We start from the raw sequence: 23687 nt of genomic DNA, 5'->3' as shown, positions 1-23687 counted from the left end.
GATGGCCACAGTCCTCGTCCCGACCGTCCGCTGGGAGAGGTGGGTCGACAACTTCGTCGCGAGCCATGGTCCGACTCCGCTCGTCGTGATGGAGGACGCGTTGCGCGGGCAGGCCGAGGACGGTTCGCACTTCTCGGCTCGCCTGCCGTTCGACACGGCGTACGCCGGACCGGCGGAGGCAGGAGCGTTCGGCGCGGCCGCGGAAACCCCGGCCCAGTGGGGCGTGCTGCTCGTCCGCAAGGGCGGCTTCGCCGTCGCGCGGATGGCAGGTGTCGCGATGGTCGAGCACAAGATCGGCCAGCGCCACGTGCAGGGTCGCACCAAGGCGGGCGGCCAGAGCCAGCAGCGCTTCGCCCGCCGCCGCGACAACCAGGCGCGACAGGCGTACGAGGCCGCTGCCGACCACGCCGCGCGCATCGTCGGCGGCGTTCGCACCGTGGTGACCGGCGGCGACCACACCGCGGTCGAGGCGGTGCTCGCCGACGCGCGACTCGCGACCCTGGCCGTCGTCGGGCCGTGGCTCGCGGTGCCCGACCCGCGCCGCGCGGTGCTGGACCGGGCGATCCTCGACGCGCAGGCGATCCTGGTCGACGTCGCCAACGCTTAGGAGTCGTACGGTGGAGGTCGTGAGCAACGCGATCGAGGTCCACGACCTGGTGAAGCTGTTCGGCAGGGCGCGGGCCCTCGACGGCCTCGAGCTGTCGGTCTCCGCGGGGGAGGTGCACGGCTTCCTCGGTCCCAACGGCGCCGGCAAGTCCACGACCATCCGGGTGCTGCTCGGCCTGCTGCGCGCCGACGGTGGCACGACGACCGTGTTCGGGCTCGACCCGTGGCGCGACGCCACGGCGATCCACCGCCGCCTCGCGTACGTCCCGGGCGACGTCAGCGTCTGGCCGAACCTCTCCGGTGGCGAGACCATCGACCTGCTCCTGCGGATGCGCGACCTCGACCCGCGCGCCACCCGGCGCGACGAGCTGCTCCAGCGCTTCGAGTTCGACCCGACCAAGAAGGGCCGCGCCTACTCCAAGGGCAACCGGCAGAAGGTGGCGCTCGTCGCGGCCTTCGCCGCTCCGACCGACCTGCTCGTCCTCGACGAGCCGACCTCGGGGCTCGACCCGCTGATGGAGCAGGTCTTCAACGAGTGCCTCGCCGAGCGCAAGGCCGAGGGCACGACGGTGCTGCTCTCCAGCCACATCCTGAGCGAGGTGGAGCGGCTCGCCGACCGAGTCACGATCATCCGCCGCGGACGGACCGTGGAGTCCGGCACGCTCACCGAGCTGCGCCACCTGCGCCGCAACCGCGTACGCGCCGAGGTGTCGGGCCCGCTGCCCGACCTCACCGACCTCGCCGGGGTCCACGACGTCGAGGTCGACGGCCGCGTCGTCTCGGCCTCGGTCGATCCCGTCGGCCTGCCCCTGCTGCTGAAGGCGCTCGACGCCGCGGGCGTGGTCTCGCTGACCAGCGCGCCACCGACCCTCGAGGAGCTCTTCCTCGACGCCTACCGGAGCACGGGCGGGTGAGGGGAGTGACCGACCGGCTACGGGGCACCGGGCTGCTCCTGCGGTTCGCGCTGCGCCGCGACCGCGTGCTGGTGCCGGTCTGGGTGCTGCTCCTCACCGCGACCGTGGTCGCGAGTGCCGCGGCCACCGGTCCGCTCTACGCGACTGCGGGGGAGCGGGTGGCGGCCGCGGAAGCGCTGAACGCGAGCCCGGCGATCGTCGCGCTCTACGGCCCGATCCTCGACACCACCAGCCTCGGAGAGCTGTCGATGACGAAGATGACCGTGCTCTACGCCGTGTTCGTCGCGTTCATGTCCGTGGTCGTCGTACGCCGCCACACGCGCGTCGAGGAGGAGACCGGACGGGCGGAGCTGGTGGGCGCCACCGCCGTCGGTGCGGACGCCCCGGTCGCGGCCGCCCTGCTGGAGGCGGCACTGGCCTCGCTGCTGGTCGGTACCCTCGCCGCCGTCGGCAACATCGCCTGCGGCCTCCCAGCCATGGGGTCCGTGCTGTTCGGCGCCTCCTGGGCTGGCATCGGCCACGTGGGGGCGGGCATCGCGGTCCTGTCGGCCCAGCTCTCGAGCAGCGCTCGCACCGTCGGCTTCATCGCGTCGGCGGTGGTCGGCGTGCTCTACGTGCTGCGCGCGATCGGCGACACGTCGGCCTCCTGGCTGTCGTGGCTCACGCCCTTCGGCTGGGGCACGCAGCTGAGCGCCTGGTCCGAGCCGCGAGCGTGGCTGCTCGTCGGCTATCCCGTGCTCGCCCTCGTCCTCACCGCCGCCGGTCTCGCGCTGCGCCGCCGCCGCGACCTCGGCGCGGGCGTGCTGCCGGACCGCCCCGGCCCGGCTCGAGGAGCCCCGCGGCTGGGTGATGCCCTGGCGCTCGTGTGGCGGCAGCAACGCACCGGCCTGGCCGGCTGGACGGTGGGCATCGGCGCGATCGGCATCGCGATGGGCTCGATCGTGCCCGGCATCGGAGACCTGCTCGACACCGACCGCACCCGTCCGATCATCGAGGCGATGGGCGGCGTCGGTGGCCTCCAGGACTCGCTCGTCTTCGCGCTCGCGTCGGTGGTCGCCGTCGTCATCACCTGCTTCGGCATCGGCGCCGTGACGCGCGCGGCCGGCGACGAGCACGACGGGCGTACGGAGACCGTCCTGGCGACCGCCACGTCGCGCGCCGCCGTGCTTGTGGCCGTCGCCAGCGCCGCCCTGCTCGGCAGCACGTGGCTGCTGCTGGTCTCCGGTGCGGCGACCGCGGTCGGCCGCGGCGACGGCGTGGGCGCCGTCGGTGCGGCGCTGGTCCAGGCTCCGGCGGTCTGGGTCGTCCTCGCGGTCGCGCTGCTCCTGCTGTCCGTCCGCAGCCGCTGGGCGGTTGCCGGCTGGGCCGTGCTGGCGGCCTGCGTCACCCTCGGCCAGGTGGGCGCAGGGCTCGAGCTGCCCGACTGGGTGCTCGGGCTCTCGCCGTTCCACCACGTGCCGAAGTACCCCGCCGAGGCGTTCGCCTGGACGCCCGAGCTGCTCATGACGGCGCTGACCGCGCTCGTGCTCGGCGTGGCGTGGACGCGCTACCGGAGCCGCGACATCGGCTAGCGTCACGCACATGTGGCAACCCGAGCCGGGATGGCAGCCGCTCCCGGGTGCGGGGCCGGCGACGGCCGGCGTCTGGTCGGCCACCGTCGGTGGCCGCGACGTCGTCGTCAAGCGCCTGCGCTGCCCCGACCCGGTCGACGCGCACGGTGCCCTGGTCCCGTCCGACGTGAACTACTGGCGCCGAGCCGCCGACGTCGCCCTCAGCGGCGTGGTCGCTGGCGCACCCGGGCTGCGCGAGGCGCCGGTCGTGCGCGTCGAGGAGGACGACGAGGGCATCACGCTCGTCCACGCCCGCGTGGGGCACGTGGTGGCGCCCGGGCTCTGGCTCGCGGCCTGCCTCGGCAGGTTCGCGGCGACCGACCTGGGCGACCACTCCTGGCTGGCCCGCGACCAGCTGCGCAGCCGGCTCGCGCTCGTCGCGCACCGTGGCGGCTGGCGGACCCTCGCGCGTACGCCGATGGCCGACATCGCCGACCACCTGTGGTCCCACCGCACCCAGTGGCTCGACGTGTGCGACGCGTTGCCGCAGGTCGCCCAGCACGGGGACCCGTCCGCCGCGAACATCCCGGGACGTGCCGCACACGACGACGGCGCGATCGCCATCGACTGGGCGCACCTGGGCCGGGGCCCGGTCGGCGCCGACCTCGGCTACCTGTCGCTGGCCACGCGCGAGGAGGTCGACCCGCTCGTCGAGGCGTACGTCGCCCGGCTGCCCGCGGGCCTAGCCACCACCGACGACGTCCGTACGGGCGCCCGCGTGATGGCCGTCTACACCGCGCTCACGCGGCTGGACTGGGCGCTGGCACGCGTCGCGGACGGCGAGGGAGCCCTCGCCGGCAAGTTCCGGCACCCCAGCGTCGCGCCGTACATCCGCGCGATGCAGCGCCAGGTCGACCAGATCGAGGCGCTGCTCGCCTGACCTTGCGGTGTCAGGGCCCTCAGAGCTGGTCGGCGGCGAACGTGTCGCAGGCCTCGAGCGTGCCCTGCTCGTAGCCGGTCGTGAACCACGCCATCCGCTGCTCGGCCGAGCCGTGGGTCCAGCCCTCGGGGTCGACGCCCTGGCCCGACTTCTGCTGGATCCGGTCGTCGCCGACGGCCTTGGCCGAGTCGAGCGCCTCCGGGACGTCCGTGTCGTCGAGGGTGATGAACTCGCTGTCCTCGGCGTACTTGGTCCACATGCCGGCGTAGCAGTCGGCCTGCAGCTCGAGGCGTACGGCGTCGGAGTCGGCGCCCTGCTGGGTGCGGACCTGGCCCATCGTGCCCATCAGGTTCTGGATGTGGTGCCCGTACTCGTGGCCGATCACGTAGGGCTCGACGAAGTCGCCGCCCTGGCCGCCGAGCTGACCCTCCAGCACGTCGCGGAAGAAGGTCGTGTCGAGGTAGATCCGCTTGTCGGGCGGGCAGTAGAACGGGCCGACGTCCGACGACGCCTCACCGCAGCCGGTCCCGACGGCGCCGCTGAAGGTCCGCATCGTCGCGGGCTCGAACGCCACGTCCGACTGCTCGGGCAGCGTCTTCTCCCAGTAGGCGACGAGGGAGTTCTCGACGCCCACGCGCGCGCAGTCCTCGTCGGTGTTGGCGTCGGCGCCGGTCTTGCAGTTGGCGTAGCGCTCGGAGTCGTCCATCCGGCTGGCGTCGGTGCCCGACGAGGTCGTGTCGGTGCCGCCGCCGGGGCTCGGCAGGCCGCCGCCGGCGCACTGCTGGAGGACCAGGAAGAGGATGACGATGATCACCGCGCCGATGCCGCCGCCGGCCCGGGTGCCGCCCGGCATCGGGATGCGCATCCCGCCGCCACCGCCGCCGCCACCGCCACCGTCGCCGACGCGCGAGGTGTCGAGTCGGGCCTTCGGGTTGAAGCGCATGGGAGTGCCTTTCGACGTGTGCACGCGGTGCTCTGAGCAGGCGGTGTGCCTGATCGCACAGTAGTGCCTGAGCCGCGGATGGGGCTCCCGGAGCCACCCCTTCGTAGGATGCAGCCAAGATGATCACCGCCCAGAAGCTCGAGGTCAGAGCCGGCGCGCGGCTCCTCATGGAGGACGTCACCTTCCGGATCGCCGCAGGCGACAAGGTCGGCCTCGTGGGGCGCAACGGAGCCGGCAAGACGACCCTCACCCGCATCCTCGCGGGCGAGGGCGAGCCCGCGTCCGGGCAGGTGCTGCGTGGCGGCGACGTCGGCTACCTGCCGCAGGACCCGCGGGTCGGTGACCCCCAGGTGCTCGCCCGCGACCGGATCCTCTCCGCGCGCGGTCTCGACGACGTCGTACGCCGTCTCCGCGAGGCCGAGGTCGACATGGCCAGCGAGGACCAGAAGATCCACGAGCGTGGGATGAAGCGGTGGACGCGCGCCGACGCCGAGCTGCACGCCGGTGGCGGGTACGCCGCCGAGTCGGAGGCCGCGCAGATGGCGGCCGCGCTCGGGATCGAGGAGCGGATCCTGGCTCAGCCGATCGGCACCCTGTCCGGTGGCCAGCGTCGCCGCGTCGAGCTGGCCCGCATCCTGTTCTCCGGCGCCGAGATCATGCTCCTCGACGAGCCGACCAACCACCTCGATGCCGACTCGATCGTCTGGCTGCGCGACTTCCTCAAGGCGCACCGCGGCGGGTTCGTGGTCATCAGCCACGACAACGCGCTGCTCGAGGCGACGGTCAACAAGGTCTTCCACCTCGACGCCAACCGCACCGTGATCGACGTCTACAACATGGGCTGGCACAACTACCTCACCCAGCGCGAGGACGACGAGAAGCGCCGCAAGCGCGAGCGCTCGAACGCCGAGAACAAGGCCAAGGTCCTCACCGACCAGGCCAACAAGATGCGCGCCAAGGCGACGAAGGCCCAGGCCGCGCAGTCGATGCTCAAGCGCGCCGAGAAGATGATGGCCGGCATCGAGGGCGAGCGTACGGCCGACAAGGTCGCGCGGATCGCGTTCCCCGACCCCGCGCCGTGCGGCAAGACGCCGCTCATGGGCTCGGAGCTGTCGAAGTCCTACGGCTCGCTCGAGGTCTTCACCGCCGTCGACCTCGCGATCGACCGGGGGAGCCGCGTGGTCATCCTCGGCCTCAACGGCGCCGGCAAGACCACGATGCTGCGGATCCTGGCCGGCGTCGACCAGCCCGACACCGGCGAGGTCGTGCCGGGCTACGGGCTCAAGATGGGCTACTACGCCCAGGAGCACGAGACGCTCGACGTCAACCGCACCGTGCTGGAGAACATGCACTCCGCTGCGCCGGAGCTCACCGACACCCAGGCCCGCTCCGTGCTCGGCTCGTTCCTCTTCTCCGGCGACGATGCCCACAAGCCCGCCGGCGTGCTCTCCGGTGGTGAGAAGACCCGGCTCGCGCTCGCGATCCTCGTCGTCTCCAGCGCCAACGTGCTGCTGCTCGACGAGCCCACCAACAACCTCGACCCGGCCTCCCGCGAAGAGGTGCTGCACGCGATCCGCAGCTACACCGGCGCGATCATCCTCGTCACCCACGACGAGGGTGCCGTCCGCGCGCTCTCGCCCGACCGCGTCCTGCTGCTGCCCGACGGCGACGAGGACCTCTGGTCGGACGAGTACGCCGACCTGGTCTCGCTCGCCTGACGTTACTCACGAGTAGTAACCTCGGGGCATGACTCCCGAGGACCTTGCCGCCGTCGGTCTCCGTCTCGAGATCGAGGGCCCGGTCGCCACGGTGACGCTGGACCGTCCCGATGTCCGTAACGCCCAGACGCCGGCCATGTGGCTGGCGCTCGGCGAGATCGGCCGCACCCTGCCCGACGACGTACGCGTGGTCGTGGTGACGGGGGAGGGCGAGACCTTCTCCGCCGGACTCGACCGGGCGATGCTCGACCCGTCGACGTCGGGGGAGGAGAGCGTCATCGGGCTCCTGTCGCTCAGCGACGAGGAGATGGCCGCCCGCATCGAGGAGTTCCAGCGCGGCTTCACGTGGCTGCGCGACCCTCGGTTCGTCTCCATCGCCAAGGTGCGCGGCTACGCGATCGGCGCCGGCTTCCAGCTCGCCCTGTCGTGCGACCTGCGCGTGGTGGCGGACGACGCGAAGTTCTCGATGAAGGAGTCCGCGCTCGGCCTCGTCCCCGACCTGACCGGCACCAAGCCGCTCGTCGAGCACGTCGGCTACGCCCGCGCGCTGGAGATCTGCGCGACCGCCCGGGTCGTGCCCGCCGACGAGGCACTGCGCATCGGCCTGGCCACTGCGGCGGTCCCGGCCGCCGACCTCGACTCCGCTGTCACCGACCTCGTCGCGGCCCTTGTGGCACCCATGCCGGGAGTCGTGCCCGAGACCAAGGCCATGCTCCAGGGCGCGGCCGACCGCGACCTCGACGAGCAGCGCCGCCTCGAGCGCGAGGCGCAGGTGCGCCGCTTCCGCGCCGTCGCGGCTGCTTTCGTCTGACCCGTCTGGACCGGTCGGCCGGGCGTGGCAGGAACGCGGGTCCGGCGACTGTGAAGGGGTATGACCTCCTCACCCGGATCGGCGACCCGCCGCACGTACGCACTCACGACCGCCGCCGCGGTCCTCACCCTGGCCGGCTGCTCGTCACAGGGCGCCGGCGGCGCTGAAGCCGCCAGCGCGGAGCCGCCCGAGCCGCGGGTGCTGTTCCAGGCGCAGGGCGAGCACACCCTGGTCGCGCTGGCCTTCCTCGACGGGTCGCACGTGACGTACCCGCTGGACGACCTGCCCGGCGGCAACCAGACCAACCCGGACTGGTCGCCGGACGGCAGCCAGGTCGTCTTCGCCCTCGACGACGGGAGCCGTGAGTCGCTCTGGGTCGCCGACGCGGATGGTGGCAACGCGCGCGAGCTCCTGCCCTGCAGGCGAGCGTGCGCCTGGCTCGACGACCCGGACTGGTCGCCCGACGGGTCGAGCGTCGTATACAGCCGCACCGTCGCCCGGGGCCGCAACGGCCTCAGCTCACTCGAGGTGGTGGACGTGGACACCGGCGAGGTGTCGGTGATCCTGCCGCCGCGGGCACGCACGTTCACATCGGGCGCGCGCTGGTCGCCGGACGGTTCGCAGATCGTGTTCGAGGACGTCCACAAGGTGAGCACCGGACTGGAGGCGGAGGTCGATGGTGTCTCCCTGCGTGTCATTGTTCTCGACTCGAGGAAGGCCGGACCTCCGCTGACCGCGCCGGACATCTTCGCGGTGACGCCCGACTGGAGCCCCGACGGCGCGACGATCGTCTTCTCCGGCCTCGAGCGACCGGACGCAGAGACCGCGGACCTCTTCGTCATCCCGGCCATCGGCGGCGAGCCCCGCCAGGTGACGCACCTCTCGGGCTCAGGCGGGTACGCCGATGAACCGACCTGGCGGGCAGACAGCGCCCACCTCGTCTTCAGCGGGAAGCTGCCCGACTCCTTCCAGGGCGGGGTGCTGCTGACGGTCCCGGCGGACGGGTCCTCCGCACCGCAGCTCCTGGGTGGTGCCACCATCATCGGTCGCCACCCGCGGGTCGAGCCCGGCGTCTAGTGCGAGACGACGTCAACGGGTGAGGCTGACCGTGTCGTAGAGCAGGCGCTGCCAGGCCTCACCCGGCACGCCGGCGTCGTTGTCCGGCTCGGTGGTCGAGCGGAAGTCCAACGTCAGCGTGTCACCGCTGATCTCCCACGCGTGCACCGTCTCCGCCGAGATGGTGAAGGGCCGTACGGTCATGAGTCCGCCCTCGACGGCGATGGACTCCTGGTCGAGGTCCACCCGCCGACCACCAGCTCCCTGCACGTACGTCGAGAGGCTGGCGCCTCGCACCGCGACCACCACCCGGAACGGCGCCCGTGGGAGGTCGGTCAGCATGGCGGCGGCTGCCTCGGGAGCTCCCGCGGCACGGGCGGCCGCTCGGACGTCGGAGGCTCTCAACGGGCCGGATGTCCACTTGCCCTCGAGCGAGGACGTCACCGCGGGAGTGACAGCCGGTGTCGTCGGCTCGGCCGGCTCGACACCCCGGGGGCCCCGGCCGTCTCCGGCGGTCAGCGCCACCACCGTCGCCGCCGAGGCCACTGCCGCCACGGCACCTGCGGCGAGGCCACGACGTATGCGCTGCCCGTGCCGGTGCCGCGCGCGCAGCTCGCCCTGGGCGGCAGGGGCCCGTCGCACCCACTCGTCGTCGGCGGTCCCGAAGGCCTCCCGCAGCCGGTCGTCAACGGATGACATCGGACACCTCTTCCTCCAGCGTGTCGGCCAGGTGCCGGCGCGCGGTGTGGAGCTGGCTCCATCCGGTGGACTCCTTGATACCGAGGATCTCGGCGATCTCCGACATCGGGCGGTCCTCGAAGTAGAAGAGGACGACGACGGTGCGCTGGCCCGGGGCGAGACGTCGTACGGCCGCCAGCACCTCAGGCGCCGGGGTGGGCGGGCCGTCGACAGTCTCGGTGGGAGCGGTGAGCACCTCGAGCTCGCGGCGCCGCCACCCCCGGTGCCGCTCGCGCTGGGCCTTGCGGATCGCCACGCGCCGCAACCACAGGTCCGGGCGGTCGTACTCGGCGACGGTCCGCCAGTGGCGCAACAGCTCGATGAAGGCGTCCTGGGTGAGCTCCTCGGCCCGCGCCCGGTCGCCGACGATGTGGTGGACGGTGCGCGCGACCCTGGGGAACTCGTGGAGGAAGAACGCGTCGAAGTCGACGTCGCTCCCGTCCCGCCTCATGACACCACCTCCCGACCTGACACAGTCCCGAGGCGGCGCGGACTTCCACTCGCCGGCCACACCAGTTTCGTCCCCCGGCGCGTGACGCACCAGCGGAAGGAACAACTGTCGGATCCGGGTGGTTCGATGGAGAGAACAACAGAGGAGCAGGAATGTCGATGGGAATGGGCGGGCCGCCCTGGCGACACCTGCGCAGCGACCGCAGCGCCACCGAGTCCAAGCTCGAGCGCAAGACCGTACGCCGCGTGCTGGCCTTCGCCGGTCCGCACCGCAGGCTGATCGGCGCGTTCCTGGGAGTGACCGTCGTCGACGCCGCGCTCGTGGTGGTCCCGCCGCTGCTGCTCAAGGCGATCATCGACGACGGCGTCAGCTCCGGCGACACGTCGCTGGTCGTCTGGCTCGCCGCCCTGGTGGCGGTCGTGGCAGTCGTCGACGCCGGCTTCGGCCTGATCACCGGGTGGCTGTCGAGCCGCATCGGTGAGGGCCTGATCTACGACCTCCGCACCCAGGTCTTCGCCCACGTGCAACGCCAGTCGCTCGCGTTCTTCACCCGCACCCAGACCGGCGCGCTGGTGAGCCGGCTCAACAACGACGTCATCGGCGCCCAGCGGGCGTTCACCTCGACGCTGCAGGGCACCGTCTCCAACATCATCGCGGCGATCGTCGTCGGCGTGACGATGCTGTTCCTCAGCTGGCCGGTGACGGTGCTGTGCCTGGCGCTGTTCCCGATCCTCCTGCTCGCCTCGCGGCTGGTCGGCACGAGGCTCGCCGACCTGTCCCGCGCGCAGATGGACGGCAACGCCGACCTCGGCAACGCGATGACGGAGCGCTTCAACGTCGGCGGCGCGATGCTGCTGAAGCTCTTCGGTCGCCGCGAGGCGGAGGACGTGTCGTACGCCCAGAAGGCCGCGGTCGTGCGCGACCTCGGCATCCGGATCTCGCTGCTGACGCGGATCTTCTTCGCGGCGATGACGCTCGTGCCGTCGCTCGCGACCGCGATGGTCTACGGCATCGGCGGCTGGCTGGCCATCCGCGGCGACCTGTCCGTCGGCACCATCGTCGCCCTCGGCGTGCTGCTGACCCGGCTGCTCGGCCCGCTGCAGGGGCTCTCCAACGTGCGCATCGACGTGATGACGGCCTTCGTCAGCTTCGACCGGGTCTTCGAGGTGCTCGACCTGCCGTCGCTGATCCAGGAGAAGCCCGGCGCGGTCGCGCTGCCGGCCAGTGCGTCGCGGCTCGAGTTCGACCACGTCGCCTTTACCTACCCCCGCGCCGACCAGATCTCGCTGGCCTCCCTCGAGACCGTGGCGCGCACCGAGTCGCGCGACAGCGGTCAGGTCCTCCACGACGTCTCGTTCGTCGCCGAGCCCGGCCGGATGGTCGCGCTGGTCGGTCCGTCCGGCGCCGGCAAGACGACCGTCACCCACCTCGTCGCCCGGCTCTACGACGTCGAGTCGGGGGCCGTACGGGTCGGCGGCCACGACGTACGCGACGTGACCCTCCAGTCGCTGGAGGACGTCGTCGGCTACGTCACCCAGGACGCGCACATGTTCCACGACACGATCCGGGCCAACCTGCTCTACGCCCGCCCCGGCGCGGCCGAGGCGGATGTCTGGGCCGCCCTGGAGGCCGCGCAGATCGCCTCGCTCGTCCGGTCGCTGCCCGACGGCCTCGACACGGTCGTCGGCGACCGGGGCTACCGGCTCAGCGGCGGCGAGCGGCAGCGCCTCGCGATCGCCCGGCTGCTGCTCAAGGCGCCCGCGATCGTCGTCCTCGACGAGGCGACCGCCCACCTCGACAGCGAGTCCGAGGCCGCGGTCCAGCAAGCGCTCGACGCGGCCCTCGAGGGGCGTACGTCGCTCGTGATCGCCCACCGGCTCTCCACCGTCCGCAACGCCGACCTGATCCTGGTGCTCGACGACGGCCGCGTGGTCCAGCAGGGCACGCACGCCGAGCTCCTCGCCGCGGGCGGGCTCTACGCCACCCTCCACGCGACCCAGTTCCGCGAGGAGACGACCGCTCCCGCTCTCTAGGCCTTGGCTAGTTTGTGGGGATGGACCTCCAGCTGACCGACCGCGTCTTCCTCGTCACCGGAGGAGCCCGCGGCCTCGGCAGGGCCAGTGCCGATGCGCTGGTCGCCGAGGGTGCGCGCGTGGTGATCTCGGGCCGCTCGCAGGAGTCGCTCGACGAGGCGGTCGCGACGCTGAACGAGTCCGCCTGCCGTGACGCGGCCGTCGGCGTGGTCGCCGACAACGCCGATCGGGAGACACCGGCCCGCCTGCTCGCGGCCGCCGAGGATGCGTGGGGCCGTGTCGACGGTGCCCTCATCAGCGTCGGCGGACCGCCCAAGGGGCCGGTGGGCGCCATCACCGACGAGCAGTGGAGCGCCGCCTTCGAGTCCGTGTTCCTCGGAGCCGTACGCCTCGCTCGCGAGGTCGGCGCCGCGCTCCCGTCGGGCGGGTCGCTCGGCCTGGTCCTGTCCTCGAGCGTGCGGGTGCCGCTGCCGGGGATGGCGATCTCCAACGGGTTGCGCCCCGGCCTCGCGATGGTGGCGAAGACGCTCGCCGACGAGCTCGGCCCGCGCGGCGTACGCATCAACTGCCTGCTGCCGGGTCGCATCGCCACGGACCGGGTCGCGGAGCTCGACGCCTCGACCGGTGACGCCGAGGCCGCCCGCCGGGCAGCGGAGGCGACCATCCCGCTGGGGCGCTACGGCGAGCCGGCGGAGTTCGGCACCGTGGCGGCGTTCCTGCTGTCGCCCTCCGCCTCATTCCTGACGGGCGTGATGCTTCCCGTCGACGGCGGGCTGCTGCGGGCCCTCTGAATCATCGTCCTCGCTCGCGGAGTCCAGTCGTTCGCGCCAGGTCTTCCGTCGCGGGGCCGGGGGCTTGGCCGGTCTCGACGCAGCGGGCTTCACCGGACCGCGACCGCCGCGCAGTTCGTCGTACACGAGGAAGACGAACCCGAAGACCGCCAGCGCCCCGAAGAACCACCACTGCAGGCCGTAGAAGAAGTGCGGCCCGTTGTTGAGCTCGGGCAGCTCGACCGGCAGCAGCGCCTCGGCCGGCTCGGGGGACTCGGTGCGCAGGTCGACCCAGCCGCTGAGCACCTCGCGACCGAGCGCGTCCCCGATCTCGACGCTGTTCACGGCGCGGGTCGACTGGCTGCTGACCTCGGTGCTGTCGCCCTCGGCGTCGCGGCGCACCCATCCCGTCACGGTGACCTCACCGTCGGGCGGAGCGGGTACGTCCTCCGTGGTGGCACCGCGGTTGTCGGTGGCGTACCACCCGCGGTCCACCAGCACGCTCGTGCCGTCGGCCAGCTCCAGCGGCACCACGACGTCCACGCCGGCCTCGCCGTCACGGGTGCGGTAGCGCACGATCACGGTGTCGTCGACGGCGTACGTGCCGGTCGCCTCGACGATCCGCCACTCGGACTGCGCGGTGACGGGCTCACCGGGTGCCAGCACCTCGGCGATCGGCTGCGGTCCGGCCTTCTCGTTGCGCTCGATGATCGCGTTGCGCTCGCGGCGGTCGTCGAGGCGGTGGAACTGCCACTCGCCGAGCCGCCAGGCGACCCACGCGAGGAACACGACGACGAGCAAGAAGGCGATCCAGCGTCGCGAGACGAGGAACCGCAGCTGGTGCACCACCCGAGGTTATCCGGCGCGACCTGAGCCGCTGAGGGCCGCCCCGATAGGCTGGGGTGTGTGACGACACCTCTGGCAGACCGCTTCGGCCGCGTGGCGACGGACCTGCGCGTCTCGCTGACCGACCGGTGCAACCTGCGGTGCAACTACTGCATGCCGGCCGAGGGCCTCGACTGGCTGCCGACCGACCAGACGCTGACCGACGACGAGGTCGTCCGGCTGATCACCATCGGTGTGCAGCACCTCGGGGTCGCCGAGGTGCGTTTCACCGGGGGAGAGCCGCTCCTGCGCCGTGGGCTGGTCGACATCGTCGCCCGTACGCACGCGCTCGGCGTCGAGACGTCGCTGACCACGAACGCCCTGGGCCTGACCCGCACCGCGCAGGCCCTCAAGGACGCCGGCCTCGATCGGATCAACGCCAGCATCGACACGGTCCGCCCGGAGACCTTCCACACGATCACCCGGCGCGACCGGCTCAAGGACGTCGTCGAGGGACTCGAGGCGGCGAAGGCTGCCGGGCTCGGCCCGATCAAGCTGAACGCGGTGCTGCTGCGCGGCACCAACGCCGACCAGGCGGCCGAGCTGCTGCACTGGGCGGTCGACCACGGCTACGAGCTGCGCTTCATCGAGCAGATGCCGCTCGACGCCCAGCACGACTGGAGCCGCGCCGCGATGGTGACGGCCGACGAGATCTTCGAGCAGCTGACCGCCGAGTTCACCTTGACGCCCCACGGCGAGCCGCGGGGGAGTGCGCCCGCCGAGCTGTTCGACGTCGACGGCGGACCGTCGACCGTGGGCATCATCGCCTCGGTCACCCGCCCGTTCTGCGGCGACTGCGACCGCGTACGCCTCACCGCCGACGGCCAGATCCGCAACTGCCTTTTCGCGCGCGAGGAGTCCGACCTGCGTACGGCGCTGCGGACCGGTGCGACCGACGTGGAGATCGCCGATCGGTGGGTCGTCGCGATGCTCGGTAAGCGTGCCGGCCACGGCATCGACGACGTGACGTTCCTCCAGCCTGATCGCCCGATGTCCGCAATCGGCGGCTGAGGTGCACGCGGACTACAATCTGTTCGTGAACGACGTGTCCGTGATCGCCTACTTCGCAGGCGACCCCTCCCTGACCTACCAGCTGACCCAGTGGCTGGAGGTCCTCGAGGTGCTGGACGACGTCCAGTCGGTCGGCCTGGTGGTGCGCGACCCCGAGTCCGCGGCGCTGATCGCGGCGCGTACGGACCTCCCGTTGTTCACCGCTGCCACGTTCTCCGACCTCAGCGAGCTCTACGCCGAGCTCCACGCGAAGGTCGTCCTCTACTGCAACAACCAGGCGCTCAACTTCGAGTCCCTCGTCGACACCCGCATGCTCCACGTCCACATCAACCACGGCGAGAGCGACAAGCAGTCGATGGCGAGCAACAACGCCAAGGCCTACGACCGGGTGTTTGTCGCGGGAGACGCCGCGGTCCAGCGCTACCTCTCCGGCCTGATCGACTTCGACGCCACACGGCTGGTGCGGATCGGCCGCCCGCAGCTCGACCTGCCGCGTACGCCGCTCCTGGCGCCGAGTCCGCGGCGAACCGTGATGTACGCCCCCACGTGGGAGGGCGACGCCGACTTCAACGACTACACCTCGGTCGACACGCTGGGGGAGTCGATCGTCCAGGCGATCCTCGAGGTGCCCGACGTACGACTGGTCTACAAGCCCCACCCCAAGGTCACGACCAGCCTCACCCCTGCCGTCGCCGACGCGCACCGCGCCATCCTCCGGATGATCGACGAGGCCGCGCGTCTCGAACCAGACGCCGGCCACACGCAGGTCCTGACCGGCGACATCCTCGCGGTGATGCCCGGCAGCGACGCGTTCATCACCGACGTGTCCTCGGTGGGCCTCGACTGGCTCTACCTCCACACGGACAAGCCGATCTTCATCACCGATCCCCATGGCGAGCCCGACTGGCTCCGTCAGCTGGCCCCGATCAGCCGCTGCGCGGACGTCATCGACGAGCCCAGCCTGGAGTCGCTGTCGGAGCTCCTCGGCTCCCGCCTCGACCACGACACGCATCACCTCGACCGGCTGGCCATGCGCCACCACTACTTCGACGACCTCCACGTCGGCGACAGCACGGTCCGCTTCCTGGCTGCGGTCTCCGAGTTGGCCGCGCTGCGGGATCAGCTGCTCGCCGGCGACTCGAGCGCTATTACGGCCTGAGGCCGGGCTGCCTGGCGGCAGGGAGTCTCGGTTTCGCATGAGGACTGCGGGTGCCTTGCTCGGCTGTTAGCTCATGGAATTTGGTGCAACTCTGCCGACGAGCCATCATTTGCGGCAAGCGGGCAGGCTTAGCGACAAGTTCTGAAATTGCGCTCACGGTCTAGACATGTTCAAGCCGTTCCATTCGTACGGTTGTCAAGACGTCATTACGGTGCCACCGTTCGAAGCCCTAAGAAGCTTGGAGACTCAATGGGCGACACGGAGCTTGTCTACCGGCTACCTCTCACTCAAGTCACGATCGCAGGGACGGTCACGGCCGTAACCAACAAACTGATCTCGCTTGAGCCGGTCATTTCCAGGTCAGCTTCCGTGGCAATCGAGGTGACTGCCGATCCGGCACGAACATGGTCATTGACAATTCCAAAGCCTGACGGCGCGAAGACGACGGCTGACGTTACATTGCATGCAGACGGTCGCCTGGTGACCGCAGATTCCGCAGTCGACGACCAGACCGCTGACAAGCTCCAATCCCTAATCCGCATTGGCGCGTTCGCGGCATACACCCTGGGACCAGTTGCCTTAGGGCTAGTCGCCCCGGCTGCAGCGCCCGCAGCGGCGCTCGCGGCGTTGGCGGTCAGCGGTCGACTCGGGATCACACGCACTGCGCCAGCGATCGGGCATTCGCCGACGCCAGAAGAGTTGGGAGTGCACGCTGACTATGTCAAAGGCCACCCAACCGATGCGCGGCTGCTCGCCGATCTTCGATGGGGCGAAGCGCTGCTGCAGCGTGCGATCGCCGATCGAGCTCTAGCTGTTGTGCATGAGCCGGTGCCGTCAGCCGATGCGCTTCGTGCGCTTGAGCGTTCACTCGGGATCGTCCGCTCGAGGTTGGCTGAGACGGAGACCAAATACCTGCGATGGCTGAACGGGCCCGCCACCGCGCACACACTCGCCACGGTCTATCGGCGGTTGCGCCTCAGCCAACTGCCCACAGAAGCGGGCCTGTTGAGCGTCGTGGCGGTGGCTCCAGGTCAGAATCAGCCCGGATGGTGGAAGGTGCTCGACCAACTTCGGGTCATCGTGAGTTGCGACTTCCTCGACACGGATCCCGCGAAAGATGCAAACGACGAGACGATAGGGATTCCTGATGACTTCAACAAGGAGCACCTCGTTTATCGCCGGTCCCGGCTGGCCCTGCTCACCACATGGGCGGCCGAACCGGGGGAGCTTAAAGGGACATTCAAGTTGACGCAGATGAGTCGCGTGCAGAAGGCCGTCCTTGTTCGCGGAACTGAGTCGACAGTTCCACTGCGGCCAAGTCGACAGGGGATTTTCGGTGGCGAGAAGCCTGACGGCGACTCCAAGACTACGGTTGCGTTCGATGACGAAGGGTTCTTGAAGAACGTCAAGGTCGAGCGGACGGACGCCAGCGGCGAGCGCGCTGCGGCCCTTGCGTCCATCCCAGCCGAACTCAAAAGCGGGATGGAGACGGCAAAGGCCCTTCTACCGCCGTCGGACGGAGCCGCCGCGCTGGCCCGCAAAAAGTCCGAACTTGACATGCTCGAGATGCAAAAGAAGATCGATGACCTGAAGACGCCAGGGGTTCCCGATCCACTTAGTGCGTTGCGAGCCGACGTCGACCGCGCGGAACTGGAAGTCCGGCAGTTGCAGGCAGAGTTGATTGTAAGTAGCGCGACGCAACAGCTGATCCACATCCGAATAGTCGATCAAGAGACCCTGCCAAGCGGCGAGATGTAGTCCAGGGGGACCCACGTGTCCATGGAGCGACGGTTCAGTGCGGCACTGGCCGAGTTTGACGCACTCCGAGCCGAGATCCTTAACCTGCGCCAAACTCAGAAGAACATCGTCAGTATTGCGTTGGCCGCTTACGCAGGTCTCTTTTCCTTCGCCTTGGGCGGCGATGGCGACGCACGGCTGCTTACGGTAGTGCCGCCGCTTGGCCTGGTGCTGTGCATTCTTCAGTTGAGCGAGTCCTTCCAAATCGACCGAATCGGCAGCTACTTGCGCACAACGGTCTGGCCAGAGGTGATGGCCCTAAGCGACTACGCGCACTCGTGGGAAGAGCAGCATGGCAAGCGGTCGTGGCTGTCGAGGAGCGCGGGTGCCGTCCTCTTGGACGGCACGCTTCCGGTACTGCTATTCGGCGCAGGGGTAGCGGCGATCATCCTCGGACCTGACCTCAGTGGTACCAGCCTTGCTCTGGAGTGGGTATGCGTCGCCCTGACATTGCTCGCACCGGCGCTCTACGGACTGATATTTCTAGCGCAACGGGGCCGACCTGAATCGAATGGACAGGAAAAGTAAGGATGCGATGCGGAAGGTCTATTGACACTGACGAGGCAGCATGTCAGCGGCGAAGTACATGATTGATTGTCGACCCGCGGCGGCCCAGCTTGAGCCTCGACTTTCGTCCACCGGACCATCGGCGGGCTGAGGATGCCCCTGACGAAGGAGTAGACCAACAAGCCCTCCGGAGCATCCAGGGTCGGCTCGATGTAGTTAACGAGGTTCCAGACGTCGCCACCCGTAGTGCTATGCCAAGGCGGAACTTCTTGTCAACGGCGAAGCGCACACTGCCCGCTCCATCACCCCATGCCCGGCGTCACAGCCACCGCCTGCAGCTCCATCGGCCCCGTCCCAGGTCCGGACCGGCACGGCCTCCAACCGCGGCACGTGTCGCCCGGGGCTGGTGCTGGGAGTGCTGGCGATAGCCGCACCGATCGCCACGTACGTCGTGCTGGCGTACCTGTTCGTCGTGTAGAAGCGGGCGAGCGACCTAAGCCCCGGGGGAGTACCCCACGACGTCCTTGAGGAACCCCCGCGCCCCGAGGAAGTCAGAGAGCGAGGTGCGGTGCTCGTCGCACGCGAGCCAGGACTTGCGGCGGTCGGGGGTGTGGATCTTGGGGTTGTTCCACTGCAGGTCCCACGCGGCGTCCGCCTGGCAGCCCTTCGCCGAGCAGACGGCTCGCTCCGGGCCCATCGAGGTGTCCGTCACGGGGCCTCCCGGAGGCAGGATTCGAGGGTCGGGCACAGAGCAAATAAGTAGAGGTGCCGGACAGCCACGGGGGGAAGCTGTCCGGCACCTCAGAAGCGAGCACAGACGGGGGATGCTGCGCTCGCGAGCCAGATCATTCCACGGCGGTTGGTGAAAACCAAACTTTAGGAGGACGGGCTTTCGGCAAATTTTCGTCAATCCTGTGGCTCGCCGGCCGTCAGTTCATGGGCGCCGGGGCTGTCCGGCAGACGGAATCCGTCGTCGCGCTGGTCTCCGGCGTTGGCAATCACCACCGCGAAGAACGGCAGGAAGACGGCGGCCGCGACCAGGATCCATCGGAAGACACCCGGTCCGACGATTACGGCCGCGAAGAAGCACACCATGCGGATGCTCATCGAGACGGCGTAGCGCACCTGGCGCGATCGCATGTCGTCGGCGGCACTGCTGCGAGCAGTGGTGATGCGTACTGCCTCAGCCTTGGCCATGACCTCCACTGTACGTCGCTAGGCTCGCCGAGACACGGGCCGGCGACGGCCCTTGAGCAGCCGCCACCAGCGGGTCGTCCCAGCAGGAGGAGTACGCCATGTCCAACCGCACCTACCGCGTCACCGAGATCGTCGGCACGTCGCCCGACGGCATCGACCAGGCGATCCGCAACGGCATCGAGCGTGCCGGTCAGACGCTGCGCCACATCGACTGGTTCGAGGTCACCCAGATGCGCGGCCAGGCCAAGGACGGCGTGGTCGAGCACTTCCAGGTCGGCATGAAGGTCGGCTTCCGGCTCGAGGACGAGTAAGCGAGCCCAGCCCACGTCGAGGCCCGGCCGAGTTCGTCGTACCCCTCGGTAATCACTAGCGTCGTGGAGCGTGAGCGAGATTCCCAGCACTGAGCCCCGTTCCGTCCTGGTCACCGGCGGCAACCGCGGCATCGGCCGCGCGATCGCCGAGGCGTTCATCGCCCAGGGCGACAAGGTCGCCGTCACCACGCGCAACGGCGGTGCCCCCGAGGGCGCCCTCGACGTGCGGTGCGACATCACCGACCCGGACGCCGTCGAGGCGGCGTTCAAGCAGGTCGAGGAGGCGCACGGTCCGGTCGAGGTGCTCGTTGCCAACGCCGGGATCACTAAGGACACGCTGATCCTCCGGATGAGCGAGGGCGACTGGTCCTCGGTCATCGACACCAACCTCACCGGGACCTTCCGCCTCGCCAAGCGCGCCGCCAAGGGCATGCTCCGGCTGCGCCGCGGCCGGATCATCTTCATCTCGTCGGTCGTGGGCCTGCTCGGCTCCGCCGGCCAGGTCAACTACGCCGCGTCCAAGGCCGGGCTCGTCGGGATGGCGCGCTCGCTGGCGCGCGAGCTCGGCAGCCGCTCAATCACCACCAACGTGGTTGCCCCCGGCTTCGTCGAGACCGACATGACCGACGTGCTGACCGACGACCAGAAGGCCCTCATCAAGACGCAGGTGCCGCTCGGTCGCTACGCCTCGCCGGCCGAGGTCGCCTCGGCCGTCACCTGGCTGGCCTCTGACGGCGCCGCGTACGTCACCGGGGCCGTCATCCCGGTCGACGGCGGCCTCGGCATGGGCCACTGACGCCACCCCTGCTTCGTCCGCTTCGCCCCTGACCCAGAGAGAAGGCACACACACATGGGAATCCTCGACGGCAAGCGCATCCTCGTCGCCGGCGTCACGATGGACAGCTCCATCGGCTTCGCCACCGCACGCGTCGCGCAGGAGCAGGGCGCCACGGTGCTGATCTCCAACTTCGGCCGCGCCCTCAACATCACCAAGCGGATCGCCAAGCGGCTGCCGCAGGAGGCGCCGGTGCTCGAGCTCGACGTCACCGACGACGACCACCTCGCCGGCCTCGCCGACCAGGTCCGTGAGCACGTCGACGGCCTCGACGGCGTCGTCCACTCCATCGCGTACGGCAACCCGGAGACGCTGCTCGGCGGCAAGTTCATGACCGGACCGTGGGAGGACGTCGCCCAGGCCGTGCATGTCTCGGCCTTCTCCCTCAAGTCGCTCGCCGTGGCGACCCGTCCGCTGATGCAGCGCGGCGGCTCCATCGTCGGGCTTACCTTCGACGCGACCACCGCGTGGCCGGCGTACGACTGGATGGGCGTCGCGAAGGCGGCCCTGGAAAACACCAGTAGGTACGTCGCTCGTGACCTCGGTCCCGAGGGCATCCGCTGCAACCTGGTCTCGGCCGGGCCGCTCAAGACCCTGGCCGCTAAGGCGATCCCGGGCTTCGGGGACCTCGAGTCGGCGTGGAAGGACCGCGCCCCGCTGGGCTGGGACGAGACCGACCACACGCCCACTGCGCAGGCCGTGTGCGCGCTGCTGAGCGACTTCTTCCCGGCGACGACCGGCGAGATCGTGCACGTCGACGGTGGCTTCCACGCCATGGGGCTCTAGCCTGGTCCACCGATCTCTCGCCTGCTGCGCGCCACCATGCGGGCGCGCTGGCTGCGTTGTCGAGCACTCGACGGGCCTGGCGGCCCGCCTTCGGCCCTCCGCCTTGCCATCACACCCGCCTGATGACGCTCGCGACGGCGTCGATCGGTAGACCAGGCTCAGCCCCGACGAAGCGGTTCGATAGTTTCCACGCGTGACCTCACTCGTCGAGCTGCGCATCCTCGAAGGCCCCAACCTCTACTTCCCGCGAGCCGCGGTGAAGCTGACGCTCGACGTCTCGACGATCACCGAGGCGAGCGACGAGACGGTGCTGCGGTTCGCGCGACGCATTGGGCTGCGTACGACGCGTCCCGGCGCGGCCGGGTCCGGGTTCCGCCAGCGGTTCGCCCTGCGCGCGGTCGAGCGGCTGGTGCGCGCGATCGCCAACGAGGCCGGCACCCGCCGCCTCGCCGTACGCGTCCGACTGACCTCCGACCCCGACGTCGTCGTCGTGGCCTTCCCGTGGCGCAACCGGGGGCGCGCCCAGGCGCTGGGGGAGGCCGTCGCGCACGCGCTCGACGCGCTGCCGACGCCCGACGTCGAGTCGGCCGTGAGCACGGCTGCCGAGGAGGTCCGCGCGGCCGAGAGGGGCGCCCGTCCGACGACCATCACCCCGAAGATCCCCGTCGTCGCCGTCACCGGCACCAACGGCAAGACCACCACCAGCCGGATGATCGCCCACATCGCCCGCACCAGCGGGCTCGTCGTGGGGTGGTCGAACACCGACGGCATCTACCGCGACGGCGTGCTGGTCGAGGCCGGCGACTACTCCGGCCCGTCCGGCGCCGGTCGGGCGCTCGGCCTGGAGGGCGTCGAGTTCGCCGTGACCGAGACCGCCCGCGGCGGCATCCTGCTCAAGGGCATCGGCATCACCCGCAACGACGTCTCGGTCGTGACCAACGTGACCGCCGACCACCTCGGCCTGCAGGGCATCGACACCGTCGACCAGCTCGCCGAGGTGAAGTCGGTCGTCCCGCGGATCACCCGCAAGGACGGCTGGGCGGTGCTCAACGGCGACGACCCGCGCGTGCTCGCCATGCAGTCGGTGATCCAGGCCCAGCCGTGGATCTTCAGCCGCGACCCCGACTCGCCGGCCGTACGCGAGGTGCTGAGCCACGGCGGCGGCCGCGCGACCACGGTCATCGACGGGTGGATCACGGTGCTCGCACCCGGCGCCGACCCCGACCCGCTGGTCGAGCTGGCCGACGTGCCGATGACGCTGGCCGGGCTGTCGCGCTTCAACATCGAGAACGCCCTCGCCGCCGCGTCCGCCTCGCTCGCGATCGGGCTGCCGCGTGCCGACGTCGTCGCCGGCCTGACGTCGTTCCGCCCCGACGCCGAGCACAACCCGGGCCGGATGAACTTCTTCTCGCTGCCCGGCGACATCTCGGTCGTGATGGACCTCGCCCACAACGAGGCCGGCCTCGAGGCGCTGCTCGAGATCATGTCGGGCGTACGCCGTCCCGGTGCGCGCATCATGCTCGGCCTCGGTGCCGTGGGCGACCGCACCGACGAACTGATCGACGCCCTGGGCGAGATCGGCGCCAAGGGCAGCGACGTGGTCGCGATCGGCCACAAGGAGTGGTACCTCCGCGGTCGCACCATGGACGAGATCGACCAGCTGCTGCGGGCCGGGGCGGAGCGCGTCGGCGTCACCGACATCGACACCTACACCACCGAGGTCGAGTGCCTGGCCGCGCTCGTGGACCGCGCCGAGGCCGGCGACGTCGTCGGGCTGATGTGCCACGCCGAGCGGCAGGAGGCGTACGACTGGATCGCCGCCCACGGCGGCACGCCCGACTCGCCCGAGACGCTCTCCCAGAAGGTGCGCGCCGCGAGCACGTGAGCGCCCGCCCGCCGACTACGTCAGCGGCGCGGCAGGAGTGAAGTCGGCAGACGTGGTCGATCCGGGACCGCAGGGCGGCGGCGCTGCCTGCGTGGACGACGTGCCGCCCGAGCTGGAGGGCGCCATCGTGTGCGGTTGGGTGGGCAGCGGGACCCTGGGGCAACTCACGGTCCGGGTGGACGGCATGGCCGTCGAGGACATGGTGCCGATCCTCCACCTCTTCCGGGAGGCCACGACCACGGGCGACGCCGGCTGAGCGTCGCGTCTCAGGTCTGCAGGGGCTCCAGCAACCGGTGGGGCACCCGGAGTGCCCGGGAGACGGCGTCGTCGCGGAGCGTCGGGTCGGCCCCTGGGCCCCGGCGGGTCTCGACGTCACGGGGATGCGGCGCGGTGTCGCAGGTCGTGCACCGTCCGTCGCGACCGAGGGTCCCGCACCCGACGTGGTGGAACGTCCGCCGCGGGCGGCCGGGGCTGGTGCGCTCGTCGCCCCACTGGGCGAGGAGGAGCAGGGCCGGCCAGAGACCGATCGCGTCCTCGGTGAGCTCGTACGACGGGTGGCCGTCGCCGACCCGCTCGAGGAGCCCCTCGGCGACGAGGGCGTCGAGGCGGGAGGCCAGCACGCCCCGGGACACGTCGAGGTGCGTCTGGAAGTCGGTGAAGCGGCGTACGCCCAGGAAGCAGTCGCGCAGGATCAGCAGCGTCCAGCGCTCGCCGATCAGCTCGAGCGAGCGGGCGATGCCGCAGTCCTGCCGCGGGTAGTCGGTGCCAAGGGCCATGGAGCGAT

25 protein-coding genes are annotated in these 23687 nt (G+C 70.5%); 18 read left to right on the top strand and 7 right to left on the bottom strand.

The window, feature by feature from the left end; genetic code table 11:
• Window position 1: 1 nt before the first annotated feature.
• The 4 genes from EUA94_RS03760 to EUA94_RS03745 are packed head-to-tail and all read left to right on the top strand — an operon-like array spanning window position 2 to window position 4010.
• Window positions 2–607 carry an acVLRF1 family peptidyl-tRNA hydrolase gene (locus EUA94_RS03760; protein ID WP_129424850.1) on the top strand — a complete coding sequence of 202 codons (606 nt, stop codon included), beginning with the start codon at window positions 2–4 and terminating at the stop codon, window positions 605–607.
• Between the two features lie 19 nt (window positions 608–626).
• The gene (locus tag EUA94_RS03755) at window positions 627–1520 is read left to right on the top strand and encodes an ABC transporter ATP-binding protein (protein WP_129424848.1); all 894 of its coding nucleotides are present in this window, start codon (window positions 627–629) and stop codon (window positions 1518–1520) included.
• Window positions 1517–3091, top strand: a complete 1575-nt coding sequence (locus tag EUA94_RS03750) for an ABC transporter permease (RefSeq protein WP_207210381.1) — start codon at window positions 1517–1519, stop codon at window positions 3089–3091. The genes EUA94_RS03755 and EUA94_RS03750 overlap by 4 nt, the downstream gene beginning before the upstream one ends.
• A gap of 10 nt (window positions 3092–3101) precedes the next feature.
• A complete protein-coding gene (locus tag EUA94_RS03745) occupies window positions 3102–4010 on the top strand; it encodes a phosphotransferase (protein ID WP_129424846.1) in 909 nt (302 codons plus the stop codon).
• Window positions 4011–4029: 19 nt separating this feature from the next.
• Here the strand turns inward: EUA94_RS03745 and ypfJ are convergent, their stop codons facing one another.
• The gene (ypfJ, locus tag EUA94_RS03740; RefSeq protein WP_129424844.1) at window positions 4030–4953 is read right to left on the bottom strand and encodes a KPN_02809 family neutral zinc metallopeptidase; all 924 of its coding nucleotides are present in this window, start codon (window positions 4951–4953) and stop codon (window positions 4030–4032) included.
• 119 nt (window positions 4954–5072) lie between these two features.
• Here ypfJ and EUA94_RS03735 point away from each other — a divergent pair, with 119 nt between their 5' ends.
• From EUA94_RS03735 to EUA94_RS03725, 3 genes are read left to right on the top strand one after another with little or no spacing between them, the layout of a single operon-like run.
• The gene (locus EUA94_RS03735; protein WP_129424842.1) at window positions 5073–6671 is read left to right on the top strand and encodes an ABC-F family ATP-binding cassette domain-containing protein; all 1599 of its coding nucleotides are present in this window, start codon (window positions 5073–5075) and stop codon (window positions 6669–6671) included.
• A 28-nt stretch (window positions 6672–6699) separates the two neighbouring features.
• On the top strand, window positions 6700–7482 hold the full coding sequence (locus EUA94_RS03730; protein WP_129424840.1) for an enoyl-CoA hydratase/isomerase family protein: 783 nt from the start codon (window positions 6700–6702) through the stop codon (window positions 7480–7482).
• A gap of 60 nt (window positions 7483–7542) precedes the next feature.
• On the top strand, window positions 7543–8559 hold the full coding sequence (locus EUA94_RS03725) for a TolB family protein (RefSeq protein ID WP_129424838.1): 1017 nt from the start codon (window positions 7543–7545) through the stop codon (window positions 8557–8559).
• Between the two features lie 12 nt (window positions 8560–8571).
• Here EUA94_RS03725 and EUA94_RS03720 read toward each other — a convergent pair whose 3' ends face one another.
• Together EUA94_RS03720 and EUA94_RS03715 are read right to left on the bottom strand one after the other, a co-directional pair.
• Entirely contained in the window at window positions 8572–9237 is a 666-nt protein-coding gene (locus EUA94_RS03720) for a hypothetical protein (protein ID WP_129424836.1), read from the bottom strand.
• A complete protein-coding gene (locus EUA94_RS03715; RefSeq protein ID WP_129424834.1) occupies window positions 9224–9727 on the bottom strand; it encodes an RNA polymerase sigma factor in 504 nt (167 codons plus the stop codon). Before EUA94_RS03715 ends, EUA94_RS03720 begins: the two co-directional genes overlap by 14 nt.
• Before the next feature lie 152 nt (window positions 9728–9879).
• On the opposite strand from EUA94_RS03715, the gene EUA94_RS03710 reads away from it, so the two are divergent.
• On the top strand, window positions 9880–11760 hold the full coding sequence (locus tag EUA94_RS03710) for an ABC transporter ATP-binding protein (RefSeq protein ID WP_129424832.1): 1881 nt from the start codon (window positions 9880–9882) through the stop codon (window positions 11758–11760).
• A 20-nt stretch (window positions 11761–11780) separates the two neighbouring features.
• Window positions 11781–12551, top strand: a complete 771-nt coding sequence (locus tag EUA94_RS03705; RefSeq protein WP_129424830.1) for an SDR family oxidoreductase — start codon at window positions 11781–11783, stop codon at window positions 12549–12551.
• Here EUA94_RS03705 and EUA94_RS03700 read toward each other — a convergent pair.
• Window positions 12495–13376: an SURF1 family cytochrome oxidase biogenesis protein gene (locus EUA94_RS03700; protein ID WP_129424828.1), complete on the bottom strand. Its 882-nt coding sequence runs from the start codon at window positions 13374–13376 to the stop codon at window positions 12495–12497. The two genes, EUA94_RS03705 and EUA94_RS03700, sit on opposite strands and share 57 nt — an antisense overlap.
• A gap of 60 nt (window positions 13377–13436) precedes the next feature.
• Here EUA94_RS03700 and moaA point away from each other — a divergent pair, with 60 nt between their 5' ends.
• From moaA to EUA94_RS03680, 4 genes are all read left to right on the top strand, one after another.
• Window positions 13437–14426, top strand: a complete 990-nt coding sequence (gene moaA / locus EUA94_RS03695) for a GTP 3',8-cyclase MoaA (RefSeq protein ID WP_129424826.1) — start codon at window positions 13437–13439, stop codon at window positions 14424–14426.
• A gap of 25 nt (window positions 14427–14451) precedes the next feature.
• Window positions 14452–15585, top strand: coding sequence for a CDP-glycerol glycerophosphotransferase family protein (locus EUA94_RS03690; RefSeq protein ID WP_129424824.1), 1134 nt, complete (start codon window positions 14452–14454; stop codon window positions 15583–15585).
• A gap of 249 nt (window positions 15586–15834) precedes the next feature.
• Window positions 15835–17343: a hypothetical protein gene (locus EUA94_RS03685; protein ID WP_129424822.1), complete on the top strand. Its 1509-nt coding sequence runs from the start codon at window positions 15835–15837 to the stop codon at window positions 17341–17343.
• Between the two features lie 15 nt (window positions 17344–17358).
• The gene (locus tag EUA94_RS03680) at window positions 17359–17910 is read left to right on the top strand and encodes a hypothetical protein (RefSeq protein WP_129424820.1); all 552 of its coding nucleotides are present in this window, start codon (window positions 17359–17361) and stop codon (window positions 17908–17910) included.
• A 472-nt stretch (window positions 17911–18382) separates the two neighbouring features.
• Here EUA94_RS03680 and EUA94_RS03675 read toward each other — a convergent pair whose 3' ends face one another.
• Complete coding sequence (locus EUA94_RS03675) at window positions 18383–18586, bottom strand: hypothetical protein (protein ID WP_129425160.1); 204 nt, start codon at window positions 18584–18586, stop codon at window positions 18383–18385.
• A gap of 209 nt (window positions 18587–18795) precedes the next feature.
• Window positions 18796–19086 carry a DUF3099 domain-containing protein gene (locus EUA94_RS03670; RefSeq protein WP_129424818.1) on the bottom strand — a complete coding sequence of 97 codons (291 nt, stop codon included), beginning with the start codon at window positions 19084–19086 and terminating at the stop codon, window positions 18796–18798.
• A gap of 98 nt (window positions 19087–19184) precedes the next feature.
• Between EUA94_RS03670 and EUA94_RS03665 the strand changes: the two genes are divergently transcribed.
• From EUA94_RS03665 to EUA94_RS03645, 5 genes are all read left to right on the top strand, one after another.
• On the top strand, window positions 19185–19397 hold the full coding sequence (locus tag EUA94_RS03665; protein ID WP_129424816.1) for a dodecin: 213 nt from the start codon (window positions 19185–19187) through the stop codon (window positions 19395–19397).
• Between the two features lie 79 nt (window positions 19398–19476).
• Window positions 19477–20193 carry a 3-oxoacyl-[acyl-carrier-protein] reductase gene (fabG, locus tag EUA94_RS03660; protein ID WP_422879882.1) on the top strand — a complete coding sequence of 239 codons (717 nt, stop codon included), beginning with the start codon at window positions 19477–19479 and terminating at the stop codon, window positions 20191–20193.
• A 54-nt stretch (window positions 20194–20247) separates the two neighbouring features.
• The gene (gene fabI, locus EUA94_RS03655; RefSeq protein ID WP_129424812.1) at window positions 20248–21018 is read left to right on the top strand and encodes an enoyl-ACP reductase FabI; all 771 of its coding nucleotides are present in this window, start codon (window positions 20248–20250) and stop codon (window positions 21016–21018) included.
• 193 nt (window positions 21019–21211) lie between these two features.
• The gene (locus EUA94_RS03650) at window positions 21212–22903 is read left to right on the top strand and encodes a Mur ligase family protein (RefSeq protein WP_242494660.1); all 1692 of its coding nucleotides are present in this window, start codon (window positions 21212–21214) and stop codon (window positions 22901–22903) included.
• A gap of 37 nt (window positions 22904–22940) precedes the next feature.
• Window positions 22941–23159 (top strand): hypothetical protein, encoded by a 219-nt coding sequence (locus EUA94_RS03645; protein WP_165356785.1) that lies wholly within the window; start codon window positions 22941–22943, stop codon window positions 23157–23159.
• Window positions 23160–23169: 10 nt separating this feature from the next.
• Here EUA94_RS03645 and EUA94_RS03640 read toward each other — a convergent pair whose 3' ends face one another.
• On the bottom strand, window positions 23170–23679 hold the full coding sequence (locus tag EUA94_RS03640; RefSeq protein WP_129424808.1) for a winged helix-turn-helix transcriptional regulator: 510 nt from the start codon (window positions 23677–23679) through the stop codon (window positions 23170–23172).
• Window positions 23680–23687: the final 8 nt, after the last annotated feature.

Origin of the sequence: Nocardioides zhouii (assembly GCF_004137345.1) — a bacterium.
Lineage (GTDB): Bacteria > Actinomycetota > Actinomycetes > Propionibacteriales > Nocardioidaceae > Nocardioides > Nocardioides zhouii.
This window is presented reverse-complemented; position numbering and strand designations above follow the sequence as displayed.